The sequence below is a fragment of the Streptomyces graminofaciens genome (assembly GCF_030294945.1).
GTDB classification, from domain to species: domain Bacteria; phylum Actinomycetota; class Actinomycetes; order Streptomycetales; family Streptomycetaceae; genus Streptomyces; species Streptomyces graminofaciens.
The window spans coordinates 8108568-8129817 of sequence record NZ_AP018448.1; the positions used below are offsets into that span (position 1 = coordinate 8108568).

Below are 21250 nucleotides of genomic sequence, written 5' to 3' on the forward strand. Positions count from 1 at the left end.
CGAGCAAGTTGAGCGGTCGAGCGAGTTGAGCGGGTCGAGCGGAAGAGGTGGACGGGCGTGGGCATCGAGCTTCTCGACGGGCGTGCTCACGCCAGACAGAGATGGGCCGCGAGGGGCGCGCTCGGCTGCGCGGGCCTCGCCGTACTGCTGCCGCTCGGCTACGCGCGGGAGGCGAGCCTGCTGCTCGTCGCCGGGGTCCTGATCGGCGTCGGCCTCACCCTGGCCTCGCTCTGGTGGGTACTGACCCGGCGCGGGATCGTCCGGGCGGCGGCGGGCGCGCTGGCCGTGGCCGCGCCGGTCGGCGTGATCTGGTGGTTCGCCGTTGTCAACCTGCTGTGGGTCGTGGTCGTGTCCATGGCCCTGTGGGGCGTGGCCGTCTGGTCCGGGAAGTTCGCGCTCAGCAGCACCAAGTCGCACCACGTGCACATCCCCGAGCATCATGCGCCCCCGCCCACGCGTCCCTTCCTCATCATGAACCCCAAGTCCGGGGGCGGGAAGGTCGATCGGTTCCGGCTGAAGGAGAAGGCCGAGCGGCTCGGGGCCACGGTCCATCTGCTCGATCCCGCGCACCACGAGGACGTCGCCGTGCTGGCGCGGGACGCCGTCAGGAACGGGGCCGACCTGCTCGGCGTCGCCGGTGGGGACGGCACCCAGGCCCAGGTGGCCGCGATCGCGGCGGCGTACGACGTACCCCTCCTCGTCATCTCCGCGGGCACCCGCAACCACTTCGCCATGGACCTCGGGCTCGACCGCGGCGACCCGGCCGCCTGCCTCGACGCCCTCACCGACAAGGGCGTCGAACTGCATGTCGACCTCGGCTACGCGAGCGGCCACCCCTTCGTCAACAACGCCTCGTTCGGCGCGTACGCCGCTGTCGTGCAGAGCCCGGCGTACCGCGACGACAAGGTCGGTACGACGCTGGAGCTGCTGCCGGAGCTGCTCACGCACCAGCGGGGGCCTCGGCTCACCGCCCGCATCGGGGACTCCGTGATCGACGCGCCGCAGGCGGTGCTCGTCAGCAACAACGTCTACCGCAGCGACGACCTCGTCGGGCTCGGCCGCCGGGAGCGGCTGGACGCCGGGGTGATGGGGGTCATCGGCGTCCGGGTCGACAGCGCCGCCGAGGCCGCCCAGCTGCTGCTCGGGGCGAACGCGCCCGGGATCAGCCTCCTCGTCGCCGACCAGGTCGTCGTGGACGCCGACCAGGACACCATCGAGGTCGGCATCGACGGAGAGGCACTCGTCCTGCCCACACCTGTCTCGTGCCGGATCGCGCCGGGCGCGCTGCGGGTACGGGTGCCGCGCGACCGGCCCGGCGTACCGGAGCCCAAACCGCCACTGGACTGGCGCCGGTTGCGCAAGCTCGCGGCGGCGGTCGGCCGCACGGCCCTGCCGAAGCACCGGGAGCGGTACGGGTGGGCGCAGGACATGTGGAACCGGTGGCGCTGAACTCCCCCGCCAGTGGGGGAGGGGCCGACCGAGTGGTACGTCGACAAGGTCCGTGCCCGCGCGGTAGTGATGGGGCATGAGCGAGGGCGAACATTCGCGCGACGGACTTTCGTACGACGGATCGCGTGACGGATCGCGTGACGGATCGTACAGCGGGCTTTCGGGTGGCGAAGGTCTGCCGACCAGTCGGCTGATCGGCAACCGCTACCGCCTCACCGAACGCATCGGCTCCGGTGGCATGGGCACCGTGTGGAAGGCCGTCGACGGGCGCGTCGAGCGTGAAGTCGCCGTCAAACAACCCAGGCTGCCGCGCGACCCGGAGGACCCGGAGGGCGAGGCCCGCCGCCGGGCCGCCCACCGGCTCTACCGTGAGGCCCGGGCCGCCGCCCGCGTCGACCACCCGTCCGCCGTCACCATCCATGACGTGGTGAACGAGGACGGACTCCCGTGGATCGTCATGGAGTTGGTCCGTGGCGAGTCCCTCCAGGACGTGCTCCGGCGTGGCGCTCTCTCCCCCGCCGAGTCCGCCCGCATCGGCCTCGCCGTCGTCGGCGCGCTGCACGCCGCGCACAGCGTCGGCATCGTCCACCGTGACGTCAAGCCCGCCAACGTCCTCCTCGGACCGCACGGCCGCGTCGTCCTCACCGACTTCGGCATCGCCCACGTCCAGGGCGAGGAATCGCTGACCGTGAGTGGGGAGTTCGTCGGCTCGCTGGAGTTCGTCGCCCCCGAGCGCATGTCCGGGCACGGCACCGCGGGCCCGCCCTCCGACCTGTGGTCCCTGGGCGTCCTGCTGTACACGGCCGTCGAGGGCTGGTCCCCCTTCCGCCGCCCGGCCCTGGAGTCGACCCTCGCCGCGGTCCTCTCCGACGAGCCGCCGAAGCCCGAGCGGGCGGGCCCCCTCGCCCCGGTCGTCGTCCGTCTGCTGGCCAAGGACCCCGCGGAGCGGCCCGAGGCCGACGAGGTCGCCGCGATCCTGGAGGCGGTGGCGGCGGGCCGTGAGCCGGACGAGCCGGAGCTGGGCGCCCAGCGTCCGGCCGGGCTCCAGCAGTTGGGCGAGGACGTGGGCACGGTACGGCTCGGGGGTGCCCCTGCCCGGCCCTCTTCACGGGAGGACGCGCCGGAAGCCGTACGGGAAGAGCCCCCTGAAGACCTCCAGGCACAACTCCCGACAGAGCCCCCGGTCGTACGACACCGCCCCACCCCCCGCCCGCCCAGGCGCCGCTCGGGCCGGCTCCTCGTGGTCTCGGCGGTCACCGGCGCCCTGCTCGCCGCTGGAGGCGTCTGGTTCGGGACGTCCCTCGTCAAGGACGACGGCGGCGAGTTGGTCATGGGCAGCGGAACGCCCGGGGACGGGGGTGGTGACAGCCCCGTCGCGACCAGCCCCACCCCGGGCGCGCGGTGGGTCGAACACCGCGAGAAGGCCCTCGACGCCGTCCTCTCCCTCCCGAGCCCCTACGAACGGCTCCGCGCGCAGGGCGGCGAGGACGACCAGCCGCGCACGGTCACATACGAGGGCGAGGACGTCATCCGGGTCCGGCTCACGCTGTGGGACGAGGCGCCCGCCTCGCCCATGAAGCAGGCCAAGGACTCCACCGACATCGTGGGGAACGACGTGAAGTCCACCGCGCAGTACACCTCCACCAGCTTCCACGAGCAGGAGGCCGTCCTGGCCGACACCACCCACTACTTGGACGGCACGCCCACCCGCGTCATGGAGCTGATCGTCCGCACCGACGACGACCGGATGTACGAGCTGCGCGTGGACATGCCGAAGGGGACGGCGGACGAGAAGAAGGGCACCGCGGTTTTCAAGGGCGCCCGGGACCGCCTGAAGATCCCCACGACGTGACCGGGGCAGATCCCCAGATGTGACCGGGACGGATCCGCACGATGTGACCGGGGCCGGATCCCCACCACGTGACCGGGGCCCGATCCCCACCACGTGACCGAGACGGATCTCCACCACGTGGCCGAGACGGATCTCCACGATGTGACCAAGTCGCGACCGTGGGCGCCCAACGCGCTGATCAGCATATTCATGCCACTGATCACTGGCGCGATGGGCGGGGCCTGTGAAACCCTGTTACCGCCGGGTACCCAAAGTCGTCCGGTCCGGAATACCCTGCGCGTCATGACGGACTCGCAGGCCCCCGAAAAGACCGGCACGGCACGGACGACCGGCACCAACCCCCTCGCGCCCGCCCCGCAGGGCGCCCGCACCGCCGCCGATGTGGTCACGCCGGAGCTGATAGCCCAGCTCACCAAGGGTGTGGTCGGCTCCGGCCGGACCGCCAACCACACGCCGTTCACCGGCGAGAAGCTCGCCGACCTGCCGGAGTCCACCCCCGAGGACGTGGAGAAGGCCTACGAGCGCGCCCGCGCCGCCCAGGCCGTCTGGGCCCAGGTGCCCGTTCATCAACGCGCCGCCGTGCTGCTCCGCTTCCACGACCTGGTCCTGGAACGCCAGGCCGAGGTGCTCGACCTGATCCAGCTGGAGACCGGCAAGGCCCGGCTGCACGCCCACGAGGAGGTCCAGGCCGTCGCGGTCGCGGCCCGCCACTACGGGCGCAAGGCCCCCTCGTACCTGAAGCCGAAGCGGCACACCGGCGCCGTACCCACCCTCACGAAGGTCACCGAACTGCGTCACCCGCGCGGTGTGGTCGGCCAGATCGCCCCCTGGAACTACCCGCTCGAACTCTCCGTCGGCGACGCGATCCCCGCCTTCGTCGCGGGCAACGCGGTCGTGATGAAGCCCGACACGGAAACCTGCCTGACCGCCCTGTGGGCCCGTGACCTGCTCATCGAGGCCGGTCTGCCCGCCGAGGTCTTCCAGGTCGTCCTCGGTGAGGGCCCGGTCGTCGGCCCGGAGGTCGTCAGGCACGCCGACTACGTCTCCTTCACCGGATCCACCCGCACCGGCCGCGAGGTCGCCCGGGGCGCCGCGGACCGCCTGGTCGGCGTCTCCCTCGAACTCGGCGGCAAGAACGCCATGCTGGTCCTCAAGGACGCCGACATAGAGAAGGCGGCCGCCGGTGCCGTCCGGGCCTGCTTCAGCTCGGCCGGTCAGCTCTGCATCTCCATCGAGCGGCTGTACGTCCACGAGTCGATCGCCGACGCCTTCCTGGAGCGCTTCGCCGCCCGCACGAAGGCCATGCGCCTGGGCAAGTCCCTCGCGTACGGCGCCGAGATGGGCTCCCTGGTCGGCGAGCGCCAGCTGGAGACCGTGACCCGGCATGTCGACGAGGCCGTGGCCAAGGGCGCGAAGGTGGTGGCCGGCGGCGTCGCCCGCCCCGACATCGGCCCCTACTTCTACGAGCCGACCATCCTCGACGGCGTCTCCGAACCCATGGCGGTGTGCGCCGAGGAGACCTTCGGCCCGGTCGTCTCCATCTACCGCTTCTCGGACGAGGACGCGGTGATCGAGGAGGCCAACTCCACGGCGTACGGCCTCAACGCGTCCGTCTGGACCAAGGACGGCCGCCGCGGCCGCGAGGTCGCCTCCCGCGTGCGCGCCGGCACGGTCAACGTCAACGAGGGCTACGCCTCCGCCTACGGCAGCGTCCAGTCCCCCATGGGCGGCATGAAGGACTCCGGCCTCGGCCGCCGCCACGGCTCCGAGGGCATCCTCAAGTACACCGAGGCCCAGACGGTGGCCCAGCAGCGACTGCTGCCCATGGCCCCGTCGCTGGGTATGGACGACGAGAAGTACGCGCAGTTCATGAACCGCAGCCTCCGGGCGATGAAGGCACTGAGGCTCAGGTAGCGCTCGGTAGTGGGCGCGGGGCCGCATCGACATGCGGCTCCGCCGCGTGAGCGCGAGCAACCACATTCGACCCGCACGGACACTCGACGAGGAGCACACGTGCCTCAGGACGCTTACGACTACGACGTCATCGTCGTCGGCTCCGGCTTCGGCGGCAGCGTGACCGCGTTGCGTCTGACCGAGAAGGGCTACAAGGTCGGCGTCCTTGAGGCGGGTCGCCGCTTCACCCGCGCCACCCTCCCCAAGAACTCCTGGGACCTCAAGAACTACCTGTGGGCGCCCGGGCTCGGCCTGTACGGCATCCAGCGCATCCATCTGCTGGGCAACGTCATGGTCCTCGCCGGGGCCGGCGTGGGCGGCGGCTCGCTCAACTACGCCAACACCCTCTACGTCCCGCCCAAGCCGTTCTTCGACGACCCCCAGTGGAAGGACATCACCGACTGGCAGGAGGAGTTGAAGCCGTACTACGACCAGGCCCGCCGCATGCTCGGCGTACGGCTCAACCCGACCATGACCCCGTCCGACGTGCACCTCAAGGCCGCCGCCGAGCGGATGGGCGTCGGCGACAGCTTCCACATGGCGCCGGTCGGGGTCTTCTTCGGTGACGGCGAGGACGCCGACGGGACGGCGAAGGCCGCGCCCGGCGACCAGGTGGCGGACCCCTACTTCGGCGGCGCGGGCCCCGCCCGCAAGGCCTGCACCGAATGCGGCGAGTGCATGACGGGCTGCCGCCACGGCGCGAAGAACACCCTGAACGAGAACTACCTCCACCTCGCCGAGAAGGCGGGCGCGGTCGTCCATCCGATGACGACGGTCGTCGCCCTCACCGAGGACTCGCAGGGCGGCTACGCCGTCACGACCCTCCCGACCGACCGGCGACGCAAGGGCGAGGGCCGAGTCCTCAAGGCCCGCCGGGTAGTCCTCGCGGCCGGCACCTACGGCACCCAGACCCTGCTGCACCGTATGAAGGCGAACGGCCAACTGCCCTACGTCTCCGACCGGCTGGGCATGCTGACCCGCACCAACTCCGAGGCCCTGGTCGGCGCCCAGACCGACAGCCGCCGCTACCGCAAGGCCCACGGCGCGCCGCAGGTCGACTTCACCCGCGGCGTCGCGATCACGTCCTCGATCCACCCCGACGAGAACACGCACATCGAGCCGGTCCGCTACGGCAAGGGCTCGAACGCGATGGGCGGCCTGTCCATCCTCCAGGTCCCGTACGCGGGCGGCACCGCGTCGGGTGCCTCACGCGTCCTCGGCTGGCTGGCGCACGCGGCCAAGCACCCCCTCCTCGTGGCCCGTTCGCTCTCCAACCGTCGCTGGTCGGAGCGGACCATCATCGGCCTGGTCATGCAGTCCCTGGACAACTCCCTCACCACGTATCTGAAGCCGAAGGGCCCGGGCAAGGGCCTGTTGACGGCACGCCAGGGCCACGGCGCGCCCAACCCCAAGCAGATCGAGGCCGCCTCCACCGCCGCGTCCACGATCGCCGCCGAGATCAACGGCTTCGCCGGCAGCAACGTGGGCGAACTGATGGGCACCCCGCTGACCGCACACTTCCTCGGCGGCTGCCCGATCGGCGCGACCGCGGACGCGGGCGTCATCGACCCGTACCACCGGCTGTACGGCCACCCCGGTATCTCGGTCGTCGACGGCGCCGCGGTCTCCGCAAACCTGGGCGTCAACCCGTCGCTGACCATCACCGCCCAGGCCGAGCGAGCGATGTCGTACTGGCCCAACAAGGACGAGCCCGACCCGCGCCCGGCCCCCGGAAAGGCGTACGAACGACTGCGCCCGGTGGAGCCGACGCACCCGGCGGTCCCGGCCGACGCGTTCGGCGCGCTGCGACTGCCGTTCGTTGCGGTGCCCACGGTGCCGCCGAAGAAGTAGCGACGGTGCCGCCGAAGAAGTAGCCGAAGGAACCCGGGACAGAAGAAGGACCCGCACCCCCCTCCGAGTGCGGGTCCTTCTCCTTTGTGCGAGGCGAATGAACGCCTTTCGCAGTCTCAGGAGTCACAGGTGTGACTTCTTGCAGGTGTGACCGACGAGGAATACGAAGGGTTGCCCTCCGGATAACAGATTTTTCGTGTGACCTGAGTCACTCCGGGTGGGGGTGGTGGCGAGAACAAGGACGCGGGGAACGAGTCGGCCGCCGCCGTGGCGCGGGCCGCCTCCACGGCGCGGACCGCCGATAGGGAGAAGCCCGCCGACAAGGAGAAGCCGCGCCGACCGAGGCCCGGTCGGCGAAGCCGGAGAAGGTCACAAGGTCACGGCCCGATCGTCCCGTCCGGTCGTGGACGACATGACGAAGGGCCCCGCGGGACGGAAACCGCGGGGCCCTTCTTCGGTCAGCACCGACGTCAGGGCAGCGCCGGTGCCTCGGAGCGGCGCAGGGGGGTGCGCCGCGGGTCATGAGGTGAACGGATTCCGCCGGACGGCCCCGGGCGTCCCCGGAGCCGACCGTTCTTTTGAGTGGCCGGGCTGCTGTCCCCTGCCGTCCGGTCACCACCCTGGAGCGAGGTCCCACGGCGCACGGCACGATCCGTACGCCTCATCGCCCCAGCGGAGCCACGCGTGGTTCTATCGGGCCCGGACCTGGCTGGCCCGGACACCGCTACCAACGAAGCGTGTCGCACGGCGGTCACGCGCCGTACGGGTGAGAGCGAGTGCGTACGTGCGTACGCCCCGCCGGTCGCGGTCGCGGTCGCGGTTGCGGTTGCGGTCGCGTCGCGGTGGTCGGACGCTCAGATGCGGCCCCGGCACAGCTCCAGCAGGGTCATGGCGAGCGCGGTGCCGGGCTTGCCGAGGGCGTCGCTGTAGTGGGAGAGGACCTCCATCTCGCGGGAGAGGTTCACTCGGCGGCCGCCGGAGGCGATCCGGGCCTCCTGGATGACGGCGGAGACCGCCGTCCGTTCCTGGATCAGGCCGATGATCCGGTCGTCGAGCGCGTCGATACGCTCACGGGCGCCGGTGATCACGTCGGCGGCCTCGGTGGTGCGGGCGCCGGTCACGTCGATGGCGGTCATGCGGGGCTCCTCGTCGGAAGGGGTGCCCCGGAGCGGCAAGGCCCCGAAAACGCCAGGCGCCCCGGACCTTGTCGGCCCGGGGCGCCTGGGAAGTCGCTTGTCAGTTGCTCAAGCAGCACGACCATGGCAGCCGGTGGGCCGGTTGCCATAGGTAAAGAGGAAGGTCGGGTGCGTGAGCATGGGGTCAGTATGGCACGGCGCGTTTTCGTCCGGCCGAGGCGGGTGGTGGCCGGGGTCCGGGAGCGGAGCCCCCAGTGGCCCACTCGACGAGACGCCACCCCGGTAGACTCGGCTGCACAGACCCCCGCCCAACCGCCGGAAGGCACCCCGTGTCATCAGCGACCCACGCCGCCCCCGACACCGTCCTGGTCGTCGACTTCGGCGCGCAGTACGCCCAGCTCATCGCCCGTCGCGTCCGCGAGGCCCGGGTCTACAGCGAGATCGTCCCGAGCACCATGCCGGTCGCGGAGATGCTCGCCAAGAACCCGGCGGCGATCATCCTCTCCGGCGGCCCCTCCTCGGTGTACGCCGAGGGCGCCCCGACCGTCGACCGCGCGTTGTTCGAGGCCGGCGTCCCCGTCTTCGGCATGTGCTACGGCTTCCAGCTGATGGCCACGACCCTCGGCGGCACGGTCGACAACACGGGAGCGCGTGAGTACGGCCGTACGCCTCTGCATGTCTCCAAGGCCGGCTCCACCCTCTTCGAGGGCACCCCGGACGAGCAGTCGGTGTGGATGTCCCACGGCGACGCCTGCTCCGCCGCCCCCGAGGGCTTCGCGGTCACGGCCTCCACGGACGTCGTACCCGTCGCCGCCTTCGAGAACGACGAGAAGAAGCTGTACGGCGTCCAGTACCACCCCGAGGTCATGCACTCCACGCACGGCCAGCAGGTGCTGGAGCACTTCCTGTACCGCGGCGCCGGGCTCACGCCTTCGTGGACCACGGGCAACGTCATCGAGGAGCAGGTCGCCGCGATCCGCGAGCAGGTCGGCGACAGGCGCGCGATCTGCGGACTGTCCGGCGGCGTGGACTCCGCGGTCGCCGCGGCCCTCGTCCAGAAGGCCATCGGCTCCCAGCTGACCTGCGTGTACGTCGACCACGGCCTGATGCGCAAGGGCGAGACCGAGCAGGTCGAGAAGGACTTCGTGGCCGCGACCGGCGTGCAGCTGAAGGTCGTGGACGCGGAGGAGCGGTTCCTCAAGGCACTCGCCGGGGTCTCCGACCCCGAGGAGAAGCGCAAGATCATCGGCCGCGAGTTCATCCGCGTCTTCGAGCAGGCGCAGGCCGAGATCATCGCGGACGAGGGCCCGGCGGTGGAGTTCCTCGTCCAGGGCACCCTGTACCCCGACGTGGTCGAGTCCGGTGGCGGTACGGGCACGGCCAACATCAAGTCCCACCACAACGTCGGCGGCCTCCCCGAGGACCTCGAGTTCCAGCTCATCGAGCCGCTGCGCAAGCTGTTCAAGGACGAGGTCCGGATGGTCGGCCAGGAGCTGGGCCTGCCGGAGGAGATCGTCCAGCGCCAGCCGTTCCCCGGCCCCGGCCTGGGCATCCGCATCGTCGGCGAGGTCACCAAGGACCGCCTCGACCTGCTCCGCGAGGCCGACGCCATCGCCCGCGAGGAGCTGACGGCGGCCGGCCTCGACCGCGACATCTGGCAGTGCCCGGTGGTCCTGCTCGCGGACGTCCGCAGCGTCGGCGTCCAGGGAGACGGCCGGACGTACGGCCACCCGATCGTCCTTCGCCCGGTGTCCTCCGAGGACGCGATGACGGCCGACTGGTCGCGCCTGCCGTACGAGGTGCTCGCGAAGATCTCGACGCGCATCACCAACGAGGTGCGCGACGTCAACCGAGTCGTCCTCGACGTGACGTCGAAGCCGCCGGGCACGATCGAGTGGGAGTAGGCCTCCTGCTGGTTGGCCTTCTGTTGGTTGCTGGTTGTTGGTGAGGCTCAGGCGCGCTTGATCGTGCGCACGGGCTCGCCGGGCTTCCAGACCTGGACGACCAGGTACTTGTCGTCCTCGACGTAGGTCCGTACGACCTCCGTCAGCTCGGTACGGAAGAGGTGGAACGGCTCCGGCGGTTCCACCTCTTCGCCGTACGCGGCCTTGACGGCGGGATCGTCGACCTCGATCGCCCGCCCGCCGACCCGGACGTCTCCACCGCCCATCTCGGTGCCCGGTCCCGGGTTGGCCTGCAACGCGAACCGTGGATCGCGGCGCAGATCGAGCGCCTTGAGCGAGTCCGGCATCATCCCGAGCCACAGCTCACCGCCGACGAAGCGGACCTCCAGCCCGGTCGTACGCGGGGAACCGTCCCTGCGGAGGGTGGCGAGGACGTGGTGTGTGAAGGCGGCGAACCGCTCCTCGACGGTCCTGGCGAGCTCGGGCGCGGCGGCGACGAAGGCCGCCCAGTTCGACGAGGCCGCACGGCTCTCGCCGTTCTCAGGGTTGTCTGGCATACGCAAGAGTCTGACGCGGATACCCGACACCTTCTGTCCGGCTTTCCGGAGGAAAGCGGCTCCCAGCCCTGCATGAACGGAACGGGCGGAACACCCTTGTCTACTGATGCGCATCCGTGACTTGCGTAACGGTTGCGCACACTCTTCACCGGACGACCCTGTTCTGTTCGAGCGACCGACGGTAACTTCCGCTTCGTAAAGGAACCCAGCCTGGAGGACACATGCACGGGCCCACACCGCCCCTGCCCCTACCCACCGACCAGCTGCGGTTCGCCATGCCGCCGATGCACGAGTCACCGGCGGACGAACGGCGGCACCGCAAGGAACGGCTGGCCGGGGCCATCAGGATCTTCGGGCGGCTGGGGTTCGAGGACGGGGTCTCGGGGCACATCACCGCGCGCGACCCCGAGTTCAGCGACTGCTTCTGGGTCAACCCGTTCGGCATGCCGTTCAAGCACGTCACGGTGAGCGATCTGGTCCTCGCCAACGAGGACGGCCAGGTCATCGAGGGCAGCTACCACGTCAACCAGGCCGCGTTCACCGTCCACGCCCAGGTGCACGCCGCCCGCCCGGACGTCGTCGCGGTGGCCCACTGCCACTCGGTGCACGGGCGCGCGCTGGCCGCGCTCGGCGACCTGCTCGACCCGATCACCCAGGAGTCCTGCGCCTTCTACGAGGACCACGCGCTGTACGACAACTACACGGGCGTCGCCGTCGACACCGACGAGGGCCGCCGGATCGCCGCCGCGCTCGGCAGCCGCAAGGCGCTCGTGCTGCGCAACCACGGGATGCTGACCGTGGGCGACTCGGTGGATGCGGCCGCCTGGTGGTTCCTGTCGATGGAACGGTCGGCCCAGGTCCAGCTGACCGCCAGAGCGGCGGGCCGCCCGATCCTCATCGACCACCGGCTGGCCGTCGCCACCCGCGAACAGACCGGCGGCGACCTGGTGGCCTGGATCAACTACCAACCCCTGTGGCAGGACATCAGCCGCAGCGAACCGGACCTGTTGAGCTAGCGGGTGGACGGATGGGGGAGCCGGGCGGCGACGGCCATCGCGACGAGCGTCGTCACCGGATCGCGGCGGGTGCCGCCCCACAGGCCAAGGGCGAACGGGTCCTTCCCGGGCGGGAGCTTCGAGAGCACGGCCGCGCGAGCGACACAAAGGGCGGAAACCCGCCTTCATGACCACGCGAAGCCGCAGCTGAAGCGGTCCGCACCTGCTCTCGCGCTCGCGGACGACGCCGGACACCGCGTCCAGCGGCACCGGGATCTCCCCCTACGTCTGCCGGAACACCAGGACTCTCCCAGCCAGGTCAACACGGGGATCGGCACTTCACCCCGCGCCCCGCTTGCGCGGAGTGCCCCTGCCGTACGCGGGCGGTGTCCAGTACGGCACAATTCGCTGTCATCACAGGGCAGTTGTACGGCCGCACGGTTGTGGGAGTGAGCGGACGTACGTACGACGCGTGCTGTCGGCGAGATGACGACGACGGTGGCGGCGATGGCGACGACGACCGTGACGACGACCGTGGTGATCACGACGTCCGTGGCGGTGCGGACGGCGATGACGGTGATGACGTCGCCGGTGGCGAAGGCGTGCATGACGTCGTCCTCGACGACGAGGGCTGTGACGGCGAAGAACGAGATGAGCAGCGGCCGCGGAAGCGGACGCGGCGTGGGAAGGCGGGCTCGGGCGTGGCGGTACAGGAGGCGAGAGGGGGCATGGGCGCGGGTCCCCATGACGGCGGGTGCACATGCGGGGACTGCCCGCACGGGGCGCGTGCGGGACACCGGCGCGCGGTCGCCGAGTTCCTGCTGAAACGTGAGGAGTTCGCGTCGGGGCAGGGCCTGCCCGCAGCGGTCGCACACTCCCCGTCCGCCTCCCGCCAGTGGGTCTCCGACGAACTCACCCAGTCCGCGGCAGTCGTCGCCGAGCGCGGCCGGATCGAGGGTGAGGCCTGGCTCGGCCGTCTGTGGCTGCGCACGGCGATCGTCGTCTGGGCCGCCGTCATCACCCTCCTCCTCGTCCAGGCACTCACCGCGATCGGCACGGGCTGGACGGTCGCGCGTACGGTCGGCCTGCTCGCCGCCCTGCTGGTGGGCGCGGCGCTGACCGGCGCCGGCTATCTGCACCGGGCCCGTGGCGGCACCCTCGCCCCGGTCATCGGCGAGGACAACCGTCTCTCCACCTCCCGCGCGATCGCGGCGAGCTGGGTGCTGTTCGTGGTCTTCGCCGTCCTCGTACTGGTGGGCCGCCTCGCCGCCGCCTCCGACCACCGCGAGCGCGAGGCACTCATCGCCGGACTCGAACTTGCCCGCGGCGCCGGCATCGTGACCGTCCTGGCCGTCGTCTGCGGCATCGCGGTACTGGTCCGCCGCGTGGTCGGCCTCCGCGTCCTCGGCCAGCGACTGCAGAAGGTGCGGGCCCATCGCCCGCGGGCCGCCGACCTGCTGACCGACGACTCCGGTCGAGGCAGCTTCACCGACATCCAGTACGTGATCATCTGCGCCGTCGCCCTGGCCTTCGCCGCGGTACGGCTGGCCCGCCGCCCCGACCAACTCCCCGACCTCCCCTGGGGCCTGGCCCTCCTCGTCTTGGTCTCGGCTGCCACCTACGTCGCCGGCAAGTACGCCGAGGGCGGCCGCCCCGTCATCCTCTCCGTGGTCCGCTCCCGCGAGGCCGGCGACCTCGACGCCCCCATCCGCAACGGCGACGACATCGAGATCCGCGGCGCCGGCTTCGTCCCCCCGGGCGCCCAGTCCGCCGACCGCCTCTCCCGCATGGTCGTCCGCATCGGCCCCGTCCATGTCCACGTCCCCCTCGTCCCCGTCGCCGGCGGTTTCAACAACCCCACCGACGCCGTCCTCACCGTCCCCGTCCCCGCCGACGTGGAGCCCGGCAAGGTCGAGGTCCAGGTCGTCACCGCGGCCGGCGTGGAAACCAACCGCTACGCGATCGAGGTGTCGGCCGACTGAGGGACGGAGCCGCGGCAGCGGGGGCATGGGACGCGGGCCTGGGATCGCGCGCCGAGAGTGGCCCTGGCAGGGCAGCGGTGGACACGGCACGCGGCCGGGAACGCGCTCCCCACAGGGCCCCGGTGCTGGGGCGAAGCGGGCTGCGGGGCTGCACCGGATACGCGGCTCCATCGGACTGCCGGGCCACGGACTGCCGGGCCATCGGACATTCGGCTCGACCGCGCCGAGGATCAGCTGGCAGGCCCCCACAGGGAAGCAGCCCGGTGAGGCCTGGGGGCGACGGCCTCGGTTCAGGACGGGACGCACAGAGGCCCAGGCCGGGAGGGGCAAGAGCGGCGAAGGCAGCGGGGGCGAACACAGTCACAAACACATCGCCCGCACCAGACGGCCACGAGCCAACAAAAAGGCCGACGCGGCATTGAGCGCCTCCACCCGTCCGAACGTATCGTTCGTCGAGGGGTCACGGCACAGCGGGCGAGAGGCGGCGCAGACTGATGACTCACAGCATTCGCACGAACACCCACGCCCCCTACGACGGCGGCGGCCGCGACTGGCGGGACACAGCCACCCGCTACGCCCTGCTACCCCTACGCGTCTTCCTCGGCGTCACCTTCATCTACGCCGGCCTGGACAAACTCACCGACAGCGCCTTCTTGTCCGACTCCGGCGCCGGCTCCATCGGCGACACGATGCGCGCGGCCCGCGACGCCTCCGCCATTCCGGCCCTCATCGACATGGCTCTCAAGAACCCCGTGGGGTTCGGCTATGCCATGGCCCTCGGCGAACTGGCCGTCGGTATCGGCACCCTCATCGGACTCTTCGCCCGCCTCGCCGCCGTCGGTGGCGCCCTGATCTCCCTCAGCCTGTGGCTGACGGTCAGCTGGGCCTCCGACCCCTACTACTACGGCAACGACCTCCCGTACCTCATGGCCTGGCTCCCCCTCATCCTCGCCGGAGCCTCGATCTTCTCGCTCGACGCGGTCATCCGCTCCCGCCGCAGACGACGACCAGCCGAATACCGCTGAGCTCTGGGGGTGGGGTGACCTCGCCCACTCACGACTCTGCGGCGACGGGCGGTGCTTGGGGTGCCAGGGGGCGTCGGCTGGACTACGAACGCCCCGGGGGAGCCGAAGGGGACCTCGTGGCCCGGAGGGGACCCCGTGGCACCCCCCACCGCGGGCCAGGGTCACCTCGCAATGCTGTCGCATTCGTCGGGGTCGCAGGATCTGGACGAACGTCCGCTGGGACATGGTTCGGTCATCACGCGGATGCGCTCTATGGCTCACTTTTCAGTTATTCGTCCATCCGGTGACACTGTGCGTGCTTCCCACCGGGTGGTGCCGCGTTGGTCACCCCTGCACGCCCGCATCCGGCGGCCGTATGTCCTCCGCTTTCCTTCCCGGCTTGCCTGTCGCTCTTTCTGGTCCTCCCGGCTCTCCCACGCCTCCCGCTTCCGGTCCGCCCTGGCCGTTCGCCCGCCGGGACACGCGGTGACCGCGTATCGCGTGGTTCAGGAACGCCACCGCCCCCGCGAGGCAGAGCCCGGCGATGACGAGGGGGAACGCGATGAACCACGGGGTCTTCCAGGCGCCGCCCGCGTCACCCAGGTACAGGACCCCGGTGAGGGCGAGGAAGAAGCCGGCTGTGAGCTTGCCGGGCCGGACGTCATGACGCGGCACGGGTCACCTCCGCCTGTCCCACACCGACTTCGAGGTCGACAGTGATCGTGCCACTGTCTTTCAAGCCCTTCACCGGCGGCAACGTCAACTGCTTGGTCTTGTCCGGCGCCACGTCCACGTCCTCCTTCCCGTCGCCCGGCAACTGGATGTCGCCAAGTCCCACTTCGATGTCGAGCTTCACAGTGACGTCCGGCGGGACCACCACCTTCACCTTCCCCGCTCCCACCTCCACGCCGGTCGTCAGCGTCTGGCCCTTCGACAGCTTCAGCCGTGACAGGTCCAGCGTGCCCACGCCCGTGCCCAACTCGTACCGGGCGGCCACATTCGCCGCCTTCCTCGGTGCCCACTCCGTACGGACCCAGTCGGAGCTGATGTTCGCAGGGAGCGCCGCCGAGCACGCCAGAAGCCCGGCGGTGACCACGGCCAGGAAGATCGACCCCGCTCCCGTCCTGCCCAGGAACGCGCTCACCGCTATCCCCAGGCCGAACACGATCAGTGCGCAGGCCAGACCGGTCTGCAGCGCGGCGGCCGGCTCACGGTCCTCCCAGGTCGCCTTCGCGCTCACGACTCCGGCGAGCAGCGCGAGCAGGAAGACCCAGCTGCCTATCCAGCGCGGGCCGCGTGGCCTCGGCTCGCGTTCGGTGCGTATGTGCCGGTGCGGCAGCGCGCCCGGAGCGACCGTGACGGATTCCATGATGTCGCGCTCCCGTGACTCCCGCGGTCCCCACAGATAGCCCGTGCCCCCCACATGGGTGCCGTCCTTGACTATCGGGTCACGCCACCAGGAGGGGTAGGAGATGGCGATGGGCGGCGCCTGGGGCTCCGGCGGAGCGTCGGCGGCGGCCTGCGCGGCGAGCGGATCGGGGTCTGGATCGCCGCGCTGCTGCGACCAGTACCCCGCGCCCGCCAGGAGCAGGGAAACGACGACGGCGAAGGCCAGGATCGTGCTGTTGTTGAGCAGCGTGAGGAACACTCCACAGCCGACCAGCGCGAAGAGCACGGCCGCCAGGGCATGGCCGTCGACCCGCCCGGTCAGCAACTTGCGAACTTCGTTCTCCTCTTCCTCGTCGTCGTACGGCACGAACAGCCAGACGAAGCCGTAGAAGATGAGACCGAGGCCGCCGGTCGCGGACAACACCGCGAGGACGATCCGGAAGATCACCGGGTCCATGTCGCAGTGCCGCCCGAGCCCGGCGCAGACACCGCCCAGCATCTTGTACTGCCGGTTACGGCGGAACTTGGGTGGAGCGGCGGGAGTGTCGACCGGGTCGGTTGGATCGGCTCTGCTCCCGGAGGCCCTTTGTCCCGCCGGGCCGGCGGACGCCGTTCGATCCGCGGGTGTACCCGTGCCCGGATGCGTGCCTGTGCTCGCGTGCGAGTGTGCGGGCGCGCCCTCGTGCGCGCGCGGCTCCTTTGCCGTGCCCGGTGTGGGCGTGGCGTCCTGCGGCTGGGTGTCCGGCCGCTGGGGGGCCGAGCCGGGGCCCGGTTCCGGTGCCGCGTGCTGGTGATCCGTCATGCGTCCATCGTGACCGGCGAGCCCGTCCGATGGCAGTCGGGATGACCCTGGCCGAACCCTGATATCGCCCCGGGGATGCGTTCGATCACGGCCGGACCGAAGATCAGGGGCGTCTCGGGGGTCGACCCTGATGCCTCGGTCCGCCATGCGTGTGAACATCGATGGCATGCCGGAAGCCGCAGCACTGCCACTCGACACCCCGCGGCCCCCGCGCAAGCTCTACCGCAGCAGCGACGGACGCTGGCTCGGTGGCGTGGCGCGAGGGCTCGCCGGGCATCTCGGGCTGCCTGTGACCTGGGTGCGGCTCGTGTTCGTCGGCCTGCTGATGGCAGACGGCCTCGGCGCGCTGTTGTATGCGGCGTTCTGGTTCTTCGTACCGCTCGGTATGGGCGGCGTGGGCAGCCAGCGACCGCCGACCATCACTTCCGACACCTCACCCGACGGCCGTCGCAGACTCGTGGCCCGCAAGCCGGACCGGGGCCAGATCGTCGCCCTCCTCCTCATGGTCGTCGTGGCGATGGTCTTCGTCGGCAATGTGAATCTGGGCGGGGGTGCCCGGGCGTATCTGTGGCCGACCGTGCTCGTCGGTGCAGGTGTCGCCCTGGTCTGGCGCCAGGCGGACAACGCGCGACGGGCCCGCTGGGCGGAGGTCGGACGCAGCAGGCGCACGATCACGCTGCTCCGCACGGTGGGCGGAGTGCTGCTGGTCGCCGCGGGCGTCTCCGGGATATTCGTCCTGCAGGGCTCCGCCGTCCATCTCAGCGCGGTGCTGCAGGCGGCGCTCGCGGTCCTCGTCGGCATAACGCTGCTCGCCGGCCCGTACCTCGTCCGCATGACCCAGGACCTCTCCGAGGAGCGCCTGATGCGCATCCGCGCCCAGGAACGTGCGGAGGTCGCGGCCCACGTCCACGACTCGGTGCTGCACACCCTGACACTGATACAGCGCAACGCGGACAACGCCAACGAGGTCCGCCGCCTGGCCCGAGCCCAGGAGCGAGACCTGCGCAACTGGCTGTACAAACCCGAGGGTACGGGCAAGGACGAGGACGACGAGCCGGGCACTCTCGCCGAGGCCGTGCGACGCAACGCAGCCGAGGTCGAGGACAAGCACGGCGTCCCCATTGAGGTGGTCGTGGTCGGGGACTGCCCACTCGACGAGGGCCTGGCCGCGCAGATGCAGGCCGCGCGGGAAGCGATGGTGAACGCCGCCAAGTACGGTGGCCAGGGCGGCGCCGTACAGGTCTACGCCGAAGTCGAGGGCAGGACGGTCTTCGTGTCCGTCCGCGACCGCGGCCCCGGCTTCGACCTCGACGCGATACCCGCCGACCGCATGGGCGTCAGAGAATCGATCATCGGCCGCATGGAGCGCAACGGGGGGACGGCACGGCTCCGCGCCGTACCGGACGGCGGTACGGAGGTCGAGCTGGAGATGGAGAGGGCGGAGACCACGTCATGAGTGACGCGAACGGGGAGAACGGAGCGAGCTGGGTGAACGGCCTTGCCGGTCAGGGTGTTTCGGCTGCCGCGCCGATCGGGGAGCCGGGGAGTCCGGCCGCGCGGAGCGGTGCGGTGCGACCGGGTGGGTCGGCTGTGGGGGACGCCTCGACCGGTGCGGGAGATTCGCCGGGGGTTGCCGTCCCGGGCGGGGGCGGGGCTGTTCCGGCAACCGCGTCCACGCAGCCAGCCGGGTCGAGTGCCGGCGAAGCCGCAGCATCTGGTGAGGTCCGTCCGTCTGCCGGAGTGAGCCCCTCCTCCGGAGGGAGCGTGCCCGACGACGTGAGTGCGTCCGATGAACGCGGTGCGTCCGGTGCGTCCGGTGCGCCTGATGTGGCCGGCGTGGCCGGCGTGGCTGGCGAAGCCGTGGACTCGGCCGGGGTGAGGGTTTCCCCGCCCGGGCGGCATGTTCGGGTTGTGCTGGTCGACGATCACCGTATGTTCCGTACGGGGGTGCGGGCCGAGATCGGGCAGACGGAGCGTACGGGCGTCGAGGTCGTGGGGGAGGCGCCGGACGTCGATCAGGCGGTCTCGGTGATCACGAGCACGCGGCCCGAGGTGGTGCTGCTCGACGTCCACCTTCCCGGAGGCGGCGGTGTCGAGGTGCTGCGTCGTTGCTCGGCGTTGATGGCGGATGCCGAGCAGCCGGTTCGTTTCCTCGCCCTGTCCGTCTCGGACGCGGCGGAGGATGTGATCGGGGTGATTCGTGGCGGAGCTCGGGGCTATGTCACCAAGACGATCACGGGCACGGACCTCGTGAACTCCATCTTCCGTGTGCAGGAGGGCGACGCGGTCTTCTCGCCGCGCCTGGCCGGCTTCGTTCTCGACGCCTTCGCTTCCACGGATGCGCCGCCGGTGGACGAGGATCTGGACCGTCTGACCCAGCGCGAGCGTGAGGTGCTTCGTCTTATCGCCCGTGGCTATGCGTACAAGGAGATCGCCAAGCAGTTGTTCATCTCGGTGAAGACGGTGGAGTCCCATGTCTCCGCCGTGCTGCGGAAGTTGCAGCTTTCCAACCGACACGAGCTGACGAGATGGGCGACGGCACGCCGATTGGTCTGATCGCCGGAGACTGCGGGCCGGGGCCGGGGCCGGGGCCGGGCGGCCCAGCCATCCCGAGCCCTGCCTCAACCGCCCTCCGCCTCAAGCTCGGCCCCAGCCTCGGCCCCAGCCCCCGACCTCGCTTGCCTTCCTTACTTGCGCTACTCGCCCTCCCCGATCGCCTGCTCACCCTCACCTGCTCCCGTTGCGTCCGCTCGCGCCCGACCCCTGCCCCTGTTACTGAGTTCGCCTCGCTCTCGCGTTCGGGCCGACGACACCAGGCCCTGTCCTCGTCGCCGCGCTGCTGGCGACGAAGTCGGCCGGGGCGCACTACAGCGACCCCCGCGTCGTACCCCCGCTGCCCCGGGAACGTACGACTGGACGGCCCGGCAATGCACGACGGGACGGCCCGCGGACGTACGACGGGAGCCTGGCGGTGCACGACGGGAGAGCCTGGCGGACGTACGACGGGACAGCCTGGCGGTGCACGAAACGACAGGAAGGCCCGGCGGTGCGCGGTGGTTCACACGACCCGTGTGGCTCCCGCGAACGGCATTTCGTCGAGCGGGGCCACACGTACGGGTGCTCCCGGTCTCGGGGCGTGGACCATCTGGCCGTTCCCGACATAGATGCCCACATGGCTGATGCCGGAGTAGAAGAACACCAGGTCGCCCGGGCGGAGTTCGGAGCGGGAGACGCGGTGGCCCGCGTTGATCTGGGCGTAGGTGGTGCGGGGCAGGGAGATGCCGGCGGCGCGGTACGCGGCTTGGGTGAGGCCCGAGCAGTCGAAGGCGTTGGGGCCGGTGGCGCCCCAGACGTAGGGGCTGCCGAGCTTCGAGTAGGCGTAGGAGACGGCGCTCGCGACACGGGAGTCGGGGGCCTGCATGCCCGCCGTCGAGGCCGTCCAGGCCGTGGCGGCCACCGGGGCCGGGCCGTCGGTCATGGTGTCGCGGCCGAAGGAGCGGGAGGCGTGGCCCGAGCCTCCCGCCGCGTCGAACCGGGCCCGTTCCGCGTCGCTGAGCCGGTCGAGGAGGCGTCGCGCCTCACCGAGCTTCGAAGTGATCGTCTTCTTCTGCTTCTTCAGCTCCGTCTGCTTGATCTTGAGCGAGGCCAGCTCGACCCGGGCGGCCCCGCGCAGTCGTTCGATCTCCCGCAGCTGCTTCCGTACGCCCGCCACGTCCGTCGCCTGCCGGTTGCCGACCCGGTCGGCGAGGGCGGCGCCGTCCAGGTACTGGTCGGGATCGCCGGAGAGTGCCAGCTGCCATGAGGGGGCCATGCCGCCGCTGCGGTACTGCGCGGCCGCCAGCGAACCGAGCTTGTCGCGCTCCGCGTTGAGCAGGTCCGTCCGGCGGGCCGCCTGGTCGCGCAGTTCCTCCAGGTTCTCCTGCGCCTTGTCGGCCTTCTCCTTCGTGCCGTTGTACTTCTCGGTGGCGACCTCCGCCTCCTCGTACAGCTTGTTCACCTTCGCCTTGACCTGCTCCGGTGTGAGCTGTGGGTCGGCGTACCCGGTGCCGTCGAACCCGGTCGCGGTCGCCGCGCCCGCGAGCGCGAGCGTGGCGGCGGTCCGAGCCGTGTGACCGCCGAGCGAGCGCTGTCTGGGCTTGCGGTGCGTTGCCACGTGGGGGCCACGTCCTCTCGTACGACCGCCGTCTGTCCGTACAGACCGCCTGGGGGAGCGGTTGCGCGTCCGGCGGCGGCCCGCACAGGGGGGAGCGGGGCGCCGCCGGACCTTCTCGGCGGTGGTGGCCGACTGCCGCCCCTGGCCCGGGCGGCGGTGGGGAGCCGGTCACCTGGGGGAGGACGCTAAACCTGAGTGTGACGGCGGGGTAACGCGTTGTGCG

At 71.0% G+C, this 21250-nt stretch carries 16 protein-coding genes and 1 pseudogene; 10 read left to right on the forward strand and 7 right to left on the reverse strand.

The genetic code is table 11. The features are described 5' to 3' along the window. Positions 1-57: 57 nt before the first annotated feature. The 4 genes from SGFS_RS35695 (at position 58) to SGFS_RS35710 (ending at position 7105) form a co-directional block, all read left to right on the forward strand. Entirely contained in the window at positions 58-1449 is a 1392-nt protein-coding gene (locus SGFS_RS35695; RefSeq protein WP_286256285.1) for a diacylglycerol/lipid kinase family protein, read from the forward strand. A 76-nt stretch (positions 1450-1525) separates the two neighbouring features. Continuing rightward, the gene (locus tag SGFS_RS35700) at positions 1526-3301 is read left to right on the forward strand and encodes a serine/threonine-protein kinase (protein ID WP_286256286.1); all 1776 of its coding nucleotides are present in this window, start codon (positions 1526-1528) and stop codon (positions 3299-3301) included. 282 nt (positions 3302-3583) lie between these two features. After that, entirely contained in the window at positions 3584-5215 is a 1632-nt protein-coding gene (locus SGFS_RS35705; RefSeq protein ID WP_286256287.1) for a succinic semialdehyde dehydrogenase, read from the forward strand. A 99-nt stretch (positions 5216-5314) separates the two neighbouring features. Then, entirely contained in the window at positions 5315-7105 is a 1791-nt protein-coding gene (locus SGFS_RS35710; protein ID WP_286256288.1) for a GMC family oxidoreductase N-terminal domain-containing protein, read from the forward strand. Positions 7106-7959: 854 nt separating this feature from the next. Here the strand turns inward: SGFS_RS35710 and SGFS_RS35715 are convergent. Continuing rightward, positions 7960-8280 carry a chorismate mutase gene (locus SGFS_RS35715; RefSeq protein ID WP_286256289.1) on the reverse strand — a complete coding sequence of 107 codons (321 nt, stop codon included), beginning with the start codon at positions 8278-8280 and terminating at the stop codon, positions 7960-7962. Between the two features lie 290 nt (positions 8281-8570). Here SGFS_RS35715 and guaA point away from each other — a divergent pair, with 290 nt between their 5' ends. After that, on the forward strand, positions 8571-10145 hold the full coding sequence (gene guaA / locus SGFS_RS35720) for a glutamine-hydrolyzing GMP synthase (protein WP_286256290.1): 1575 nt from the start codon (positions 8571-8573) through the stop codon (positions 10143-10145). A 47-nt stretch (positions 10146-10192) separates the two neighbouring features. On the opposite strand, the gene SGFS_RS35725 is transcribed toward guaA, so the two are convergent. After that, positions 10193-10702 (reverse strand): pyridoxamine 5'-phosphate oxidase family protein, encoded by a 510-nt coding sequence (locus SGFS_RS35725; protein WP_286256291.1) that lies wholly within the window; start codon positions 10700-10702, stop codon positions 10193-10195. Between the two features lie 221 nt (positions 10703-10923). Here SGFS_RS35725 and SGFS_RS35730 point away from each other — a divergent pair, with 221 nt between their 5' ends. Then, positions 10924-11718: a class II aldolase/adducin family protein gene (locus tag SGFS_RS35730; RefSeq protein WP_286256292.1), complete on the forward strand. Its 795-nt coding sequence runs from the start codon at positions 10924-10926 to the stop codon at positions 11716-11718. Here the strand turns inward: SGFS_RS35730 and SGFS_RS35735 are convergent. Next, positions 11718-11890 (reverse strand): annotated as a pseudogene (locus SGFS_RS35735) (DUF4429 domain-containing protein); the annotation flags it as partial. The gene SGFS_RS35730 and the pseudogene SGFS_RS35735 overlap by 1 nt on opposite strands. Beyond that, on the reverse strand, positions 11883-12443 hold the full coding sequence (locus SGFS_RS35740) for a hypothetical protein (protein ID WP_286260467.1): 561 nt from the start codon (positions 12441-12443) through the stop codon (positions 11883-11885). The pseudogene SGFS_RS35735 and the gene SGFS_RS35740, both read right to left, overlap by 8 nt. On the opposite strand from SGFS_RS35740, the gene SGFS_RS35745 reads away from it, so the two are divergent. Both SGFS_RS35745 and SGFS_RS35750 read left to right on the forward strand, forming a co-directional pair. After that, the gene (locus SGFS_RS35745) at positions 12426-13679 is read left to right on the forward strand and encodes a hypothetical protein (RefSeq protein ID WP_286260236.1); all 1254 of its coding nucleotides are present in this window, start codon (positions 12426-12428) and stop codon (positions 13677-13679) included. The genes SGFS_RS35740 and SGFS_RS35745 overlap by 18 nt on opposite strands. 494 nt (positions 13680-14173) lie before the next feature. After that, entirely contained in the window at positions 14174-14704 is a 531-nt protein-coding gene (locus SGFS_RS35750; RefSeq protein WP_286256293.1) for a DoxX family protein, read from the forward strand. Positions 14705-15028: 324 nt separating this feature from the next. On the opposite strand, the gene SGFS_RS35755 is transcribed toward SGFS_RS35750, so the two are convergent. Together SGFS_RS35755 and SGFS_RS35760 are read right to left on the reverse strand one after the other, a co-directional pair. Beyond that, the gene (locus SGFS_RS35755; RefSeq protein WP_286260469.1) at positions 15029-15358 is read right to left on the reverse strand and encodes a hypothetical protein; all 330 of its coding nucleotides are present in this window, start codon (positions 15356-15358) and stop codon (positions 15029-15031) included. Next, on the reverse strand, positions 15345-16874 hold the full coding sequence (locus tag SGFS_RS35760; protein WP_286256294.1) for a PspC domain-containing protein: 1530 nt from the start codon (positions 16872-16874) through the stop codon (positions 15345-15347). The genes SGFS_RS35755 and SGFS_RS35760 overlap by 14 nt, the downstream gene beginning before the upstream one ends. Before the next feature lie 166 nt (positions 16875-17040). Between SGFS_RS35760 and SGFS_RS35765 the strand changes: the two genes are divergently transcribed. Both SGFS_RS35765 and SGFS_RS35770 read left to right on the forward strand, forming a co-directional pair. Further along, positions 17041-18330 carry an ATP-binding protein gene (locus SGFS_RS35765; RefSeq protein WP_286256295.1) on the forward strand — a complete coding sequence of 430 codons (1290 nt, stop codon included), beginning with the start codon at positions 17041-17043 and terminating at the stop codon, positions 18328-18330. A 380-nt stretch (positions 18331-18710) separates the two neighbouring features. After that, complete coding sequence (locus SGFS_RS35770) at positions 18711-19430, forward strand: LuxR C-terminal-related transcriptional regulator (RefSeq protein ID WP_434028229.1); 720 nt, start codon at positions 18711-18713, stop codon at positions 19428-19430. A 502-nt stretch (positions 19431-19932) separates the two neighbouring features. On the opposite strand, the gene SGFS_RS35775 is transcribed toward SGFS_RS35770, so the two are convergent. Beyond that, the gene (locus tag SGFS_RS35775; protein WP_286256296.1) at positions 19933-21027 is read right to left on the reverse strand and encodes a C40 family peptidase; all 1095 of its coding nucleotides are present in this window, start codon (positions 21025-21027) and stop codon (positions 19933-19935) included. Positions 21028-21250: the final 223 nt, after the last annotated feature.

Excerpts from the sequence above, each read along its gene's own strand:
- SGFS_RS35700 (WP_286256286.1), top strand. The coding sequence starts at position 1,526 with ATGAGCGAGGGCGAACATTCGCGCGACGGACTTTCGTACGACGGATCG.
- SGFS_RS35705 (WP_286256287.1), top strand. The coding sequence starts at position 3,584 with ATGACGGACTCGCAGGCCCCCGAAAAGACCGGCACGGCACGGACGACC.
- SGFS_RS35725 (WP_286256291.1), bottom strand. The coding sequence starts at position 10,702 with ATGCCAGACAACCCTGAGAACGGCGAGAGCCGTGCGGCCTCGTCGAAC.
- SGFS_RS35730 (WP_286256292.1), top strand. The coding sequence starts at position 10,924 with ATGCACGGGCCCACACCGCCCCTGCCCCTACCCACCGACCAGCTGCGG.
- SGFS_RS35745 (WP_286260236.1), top strand. The coding sequence starts at position 12,426 with ATGGGCGCGGGTCCCCATGACGGCGGGTGCACATGCGGGGACTGCCCG.
- SGFS_RS35740 (WP_286260467.1), bottom strand. The coding sequence starts at position 12,443 with ATGGGGACCCGCGCCCATGCCCCCTCTCGCCTCCTGTACCGCCACGCC.
- SGFS_RS35750 (WP_286256293.1), top strand. The coding sequence starts at position 14,174 with ATGACTCACAGCATTCGCACGAACACCCACGCCCCCTACGACGGCGGC.
- SGFS_RS35760 (WP_286256294.1), bottom strand. The coding sequence starts at position 16,874 with ATGACGGATCACCAGCACGCGGCACCGGAACCGGGCCCCGGCTCGGCC.
- SGFS_RS35765 (WP_286256295.1), top strand. The coding sequence starts at position 17,041 with ATGCCGGAAGCCGCAGCACTGCCACTCGACACCCCGCGGCCCCCGCGC.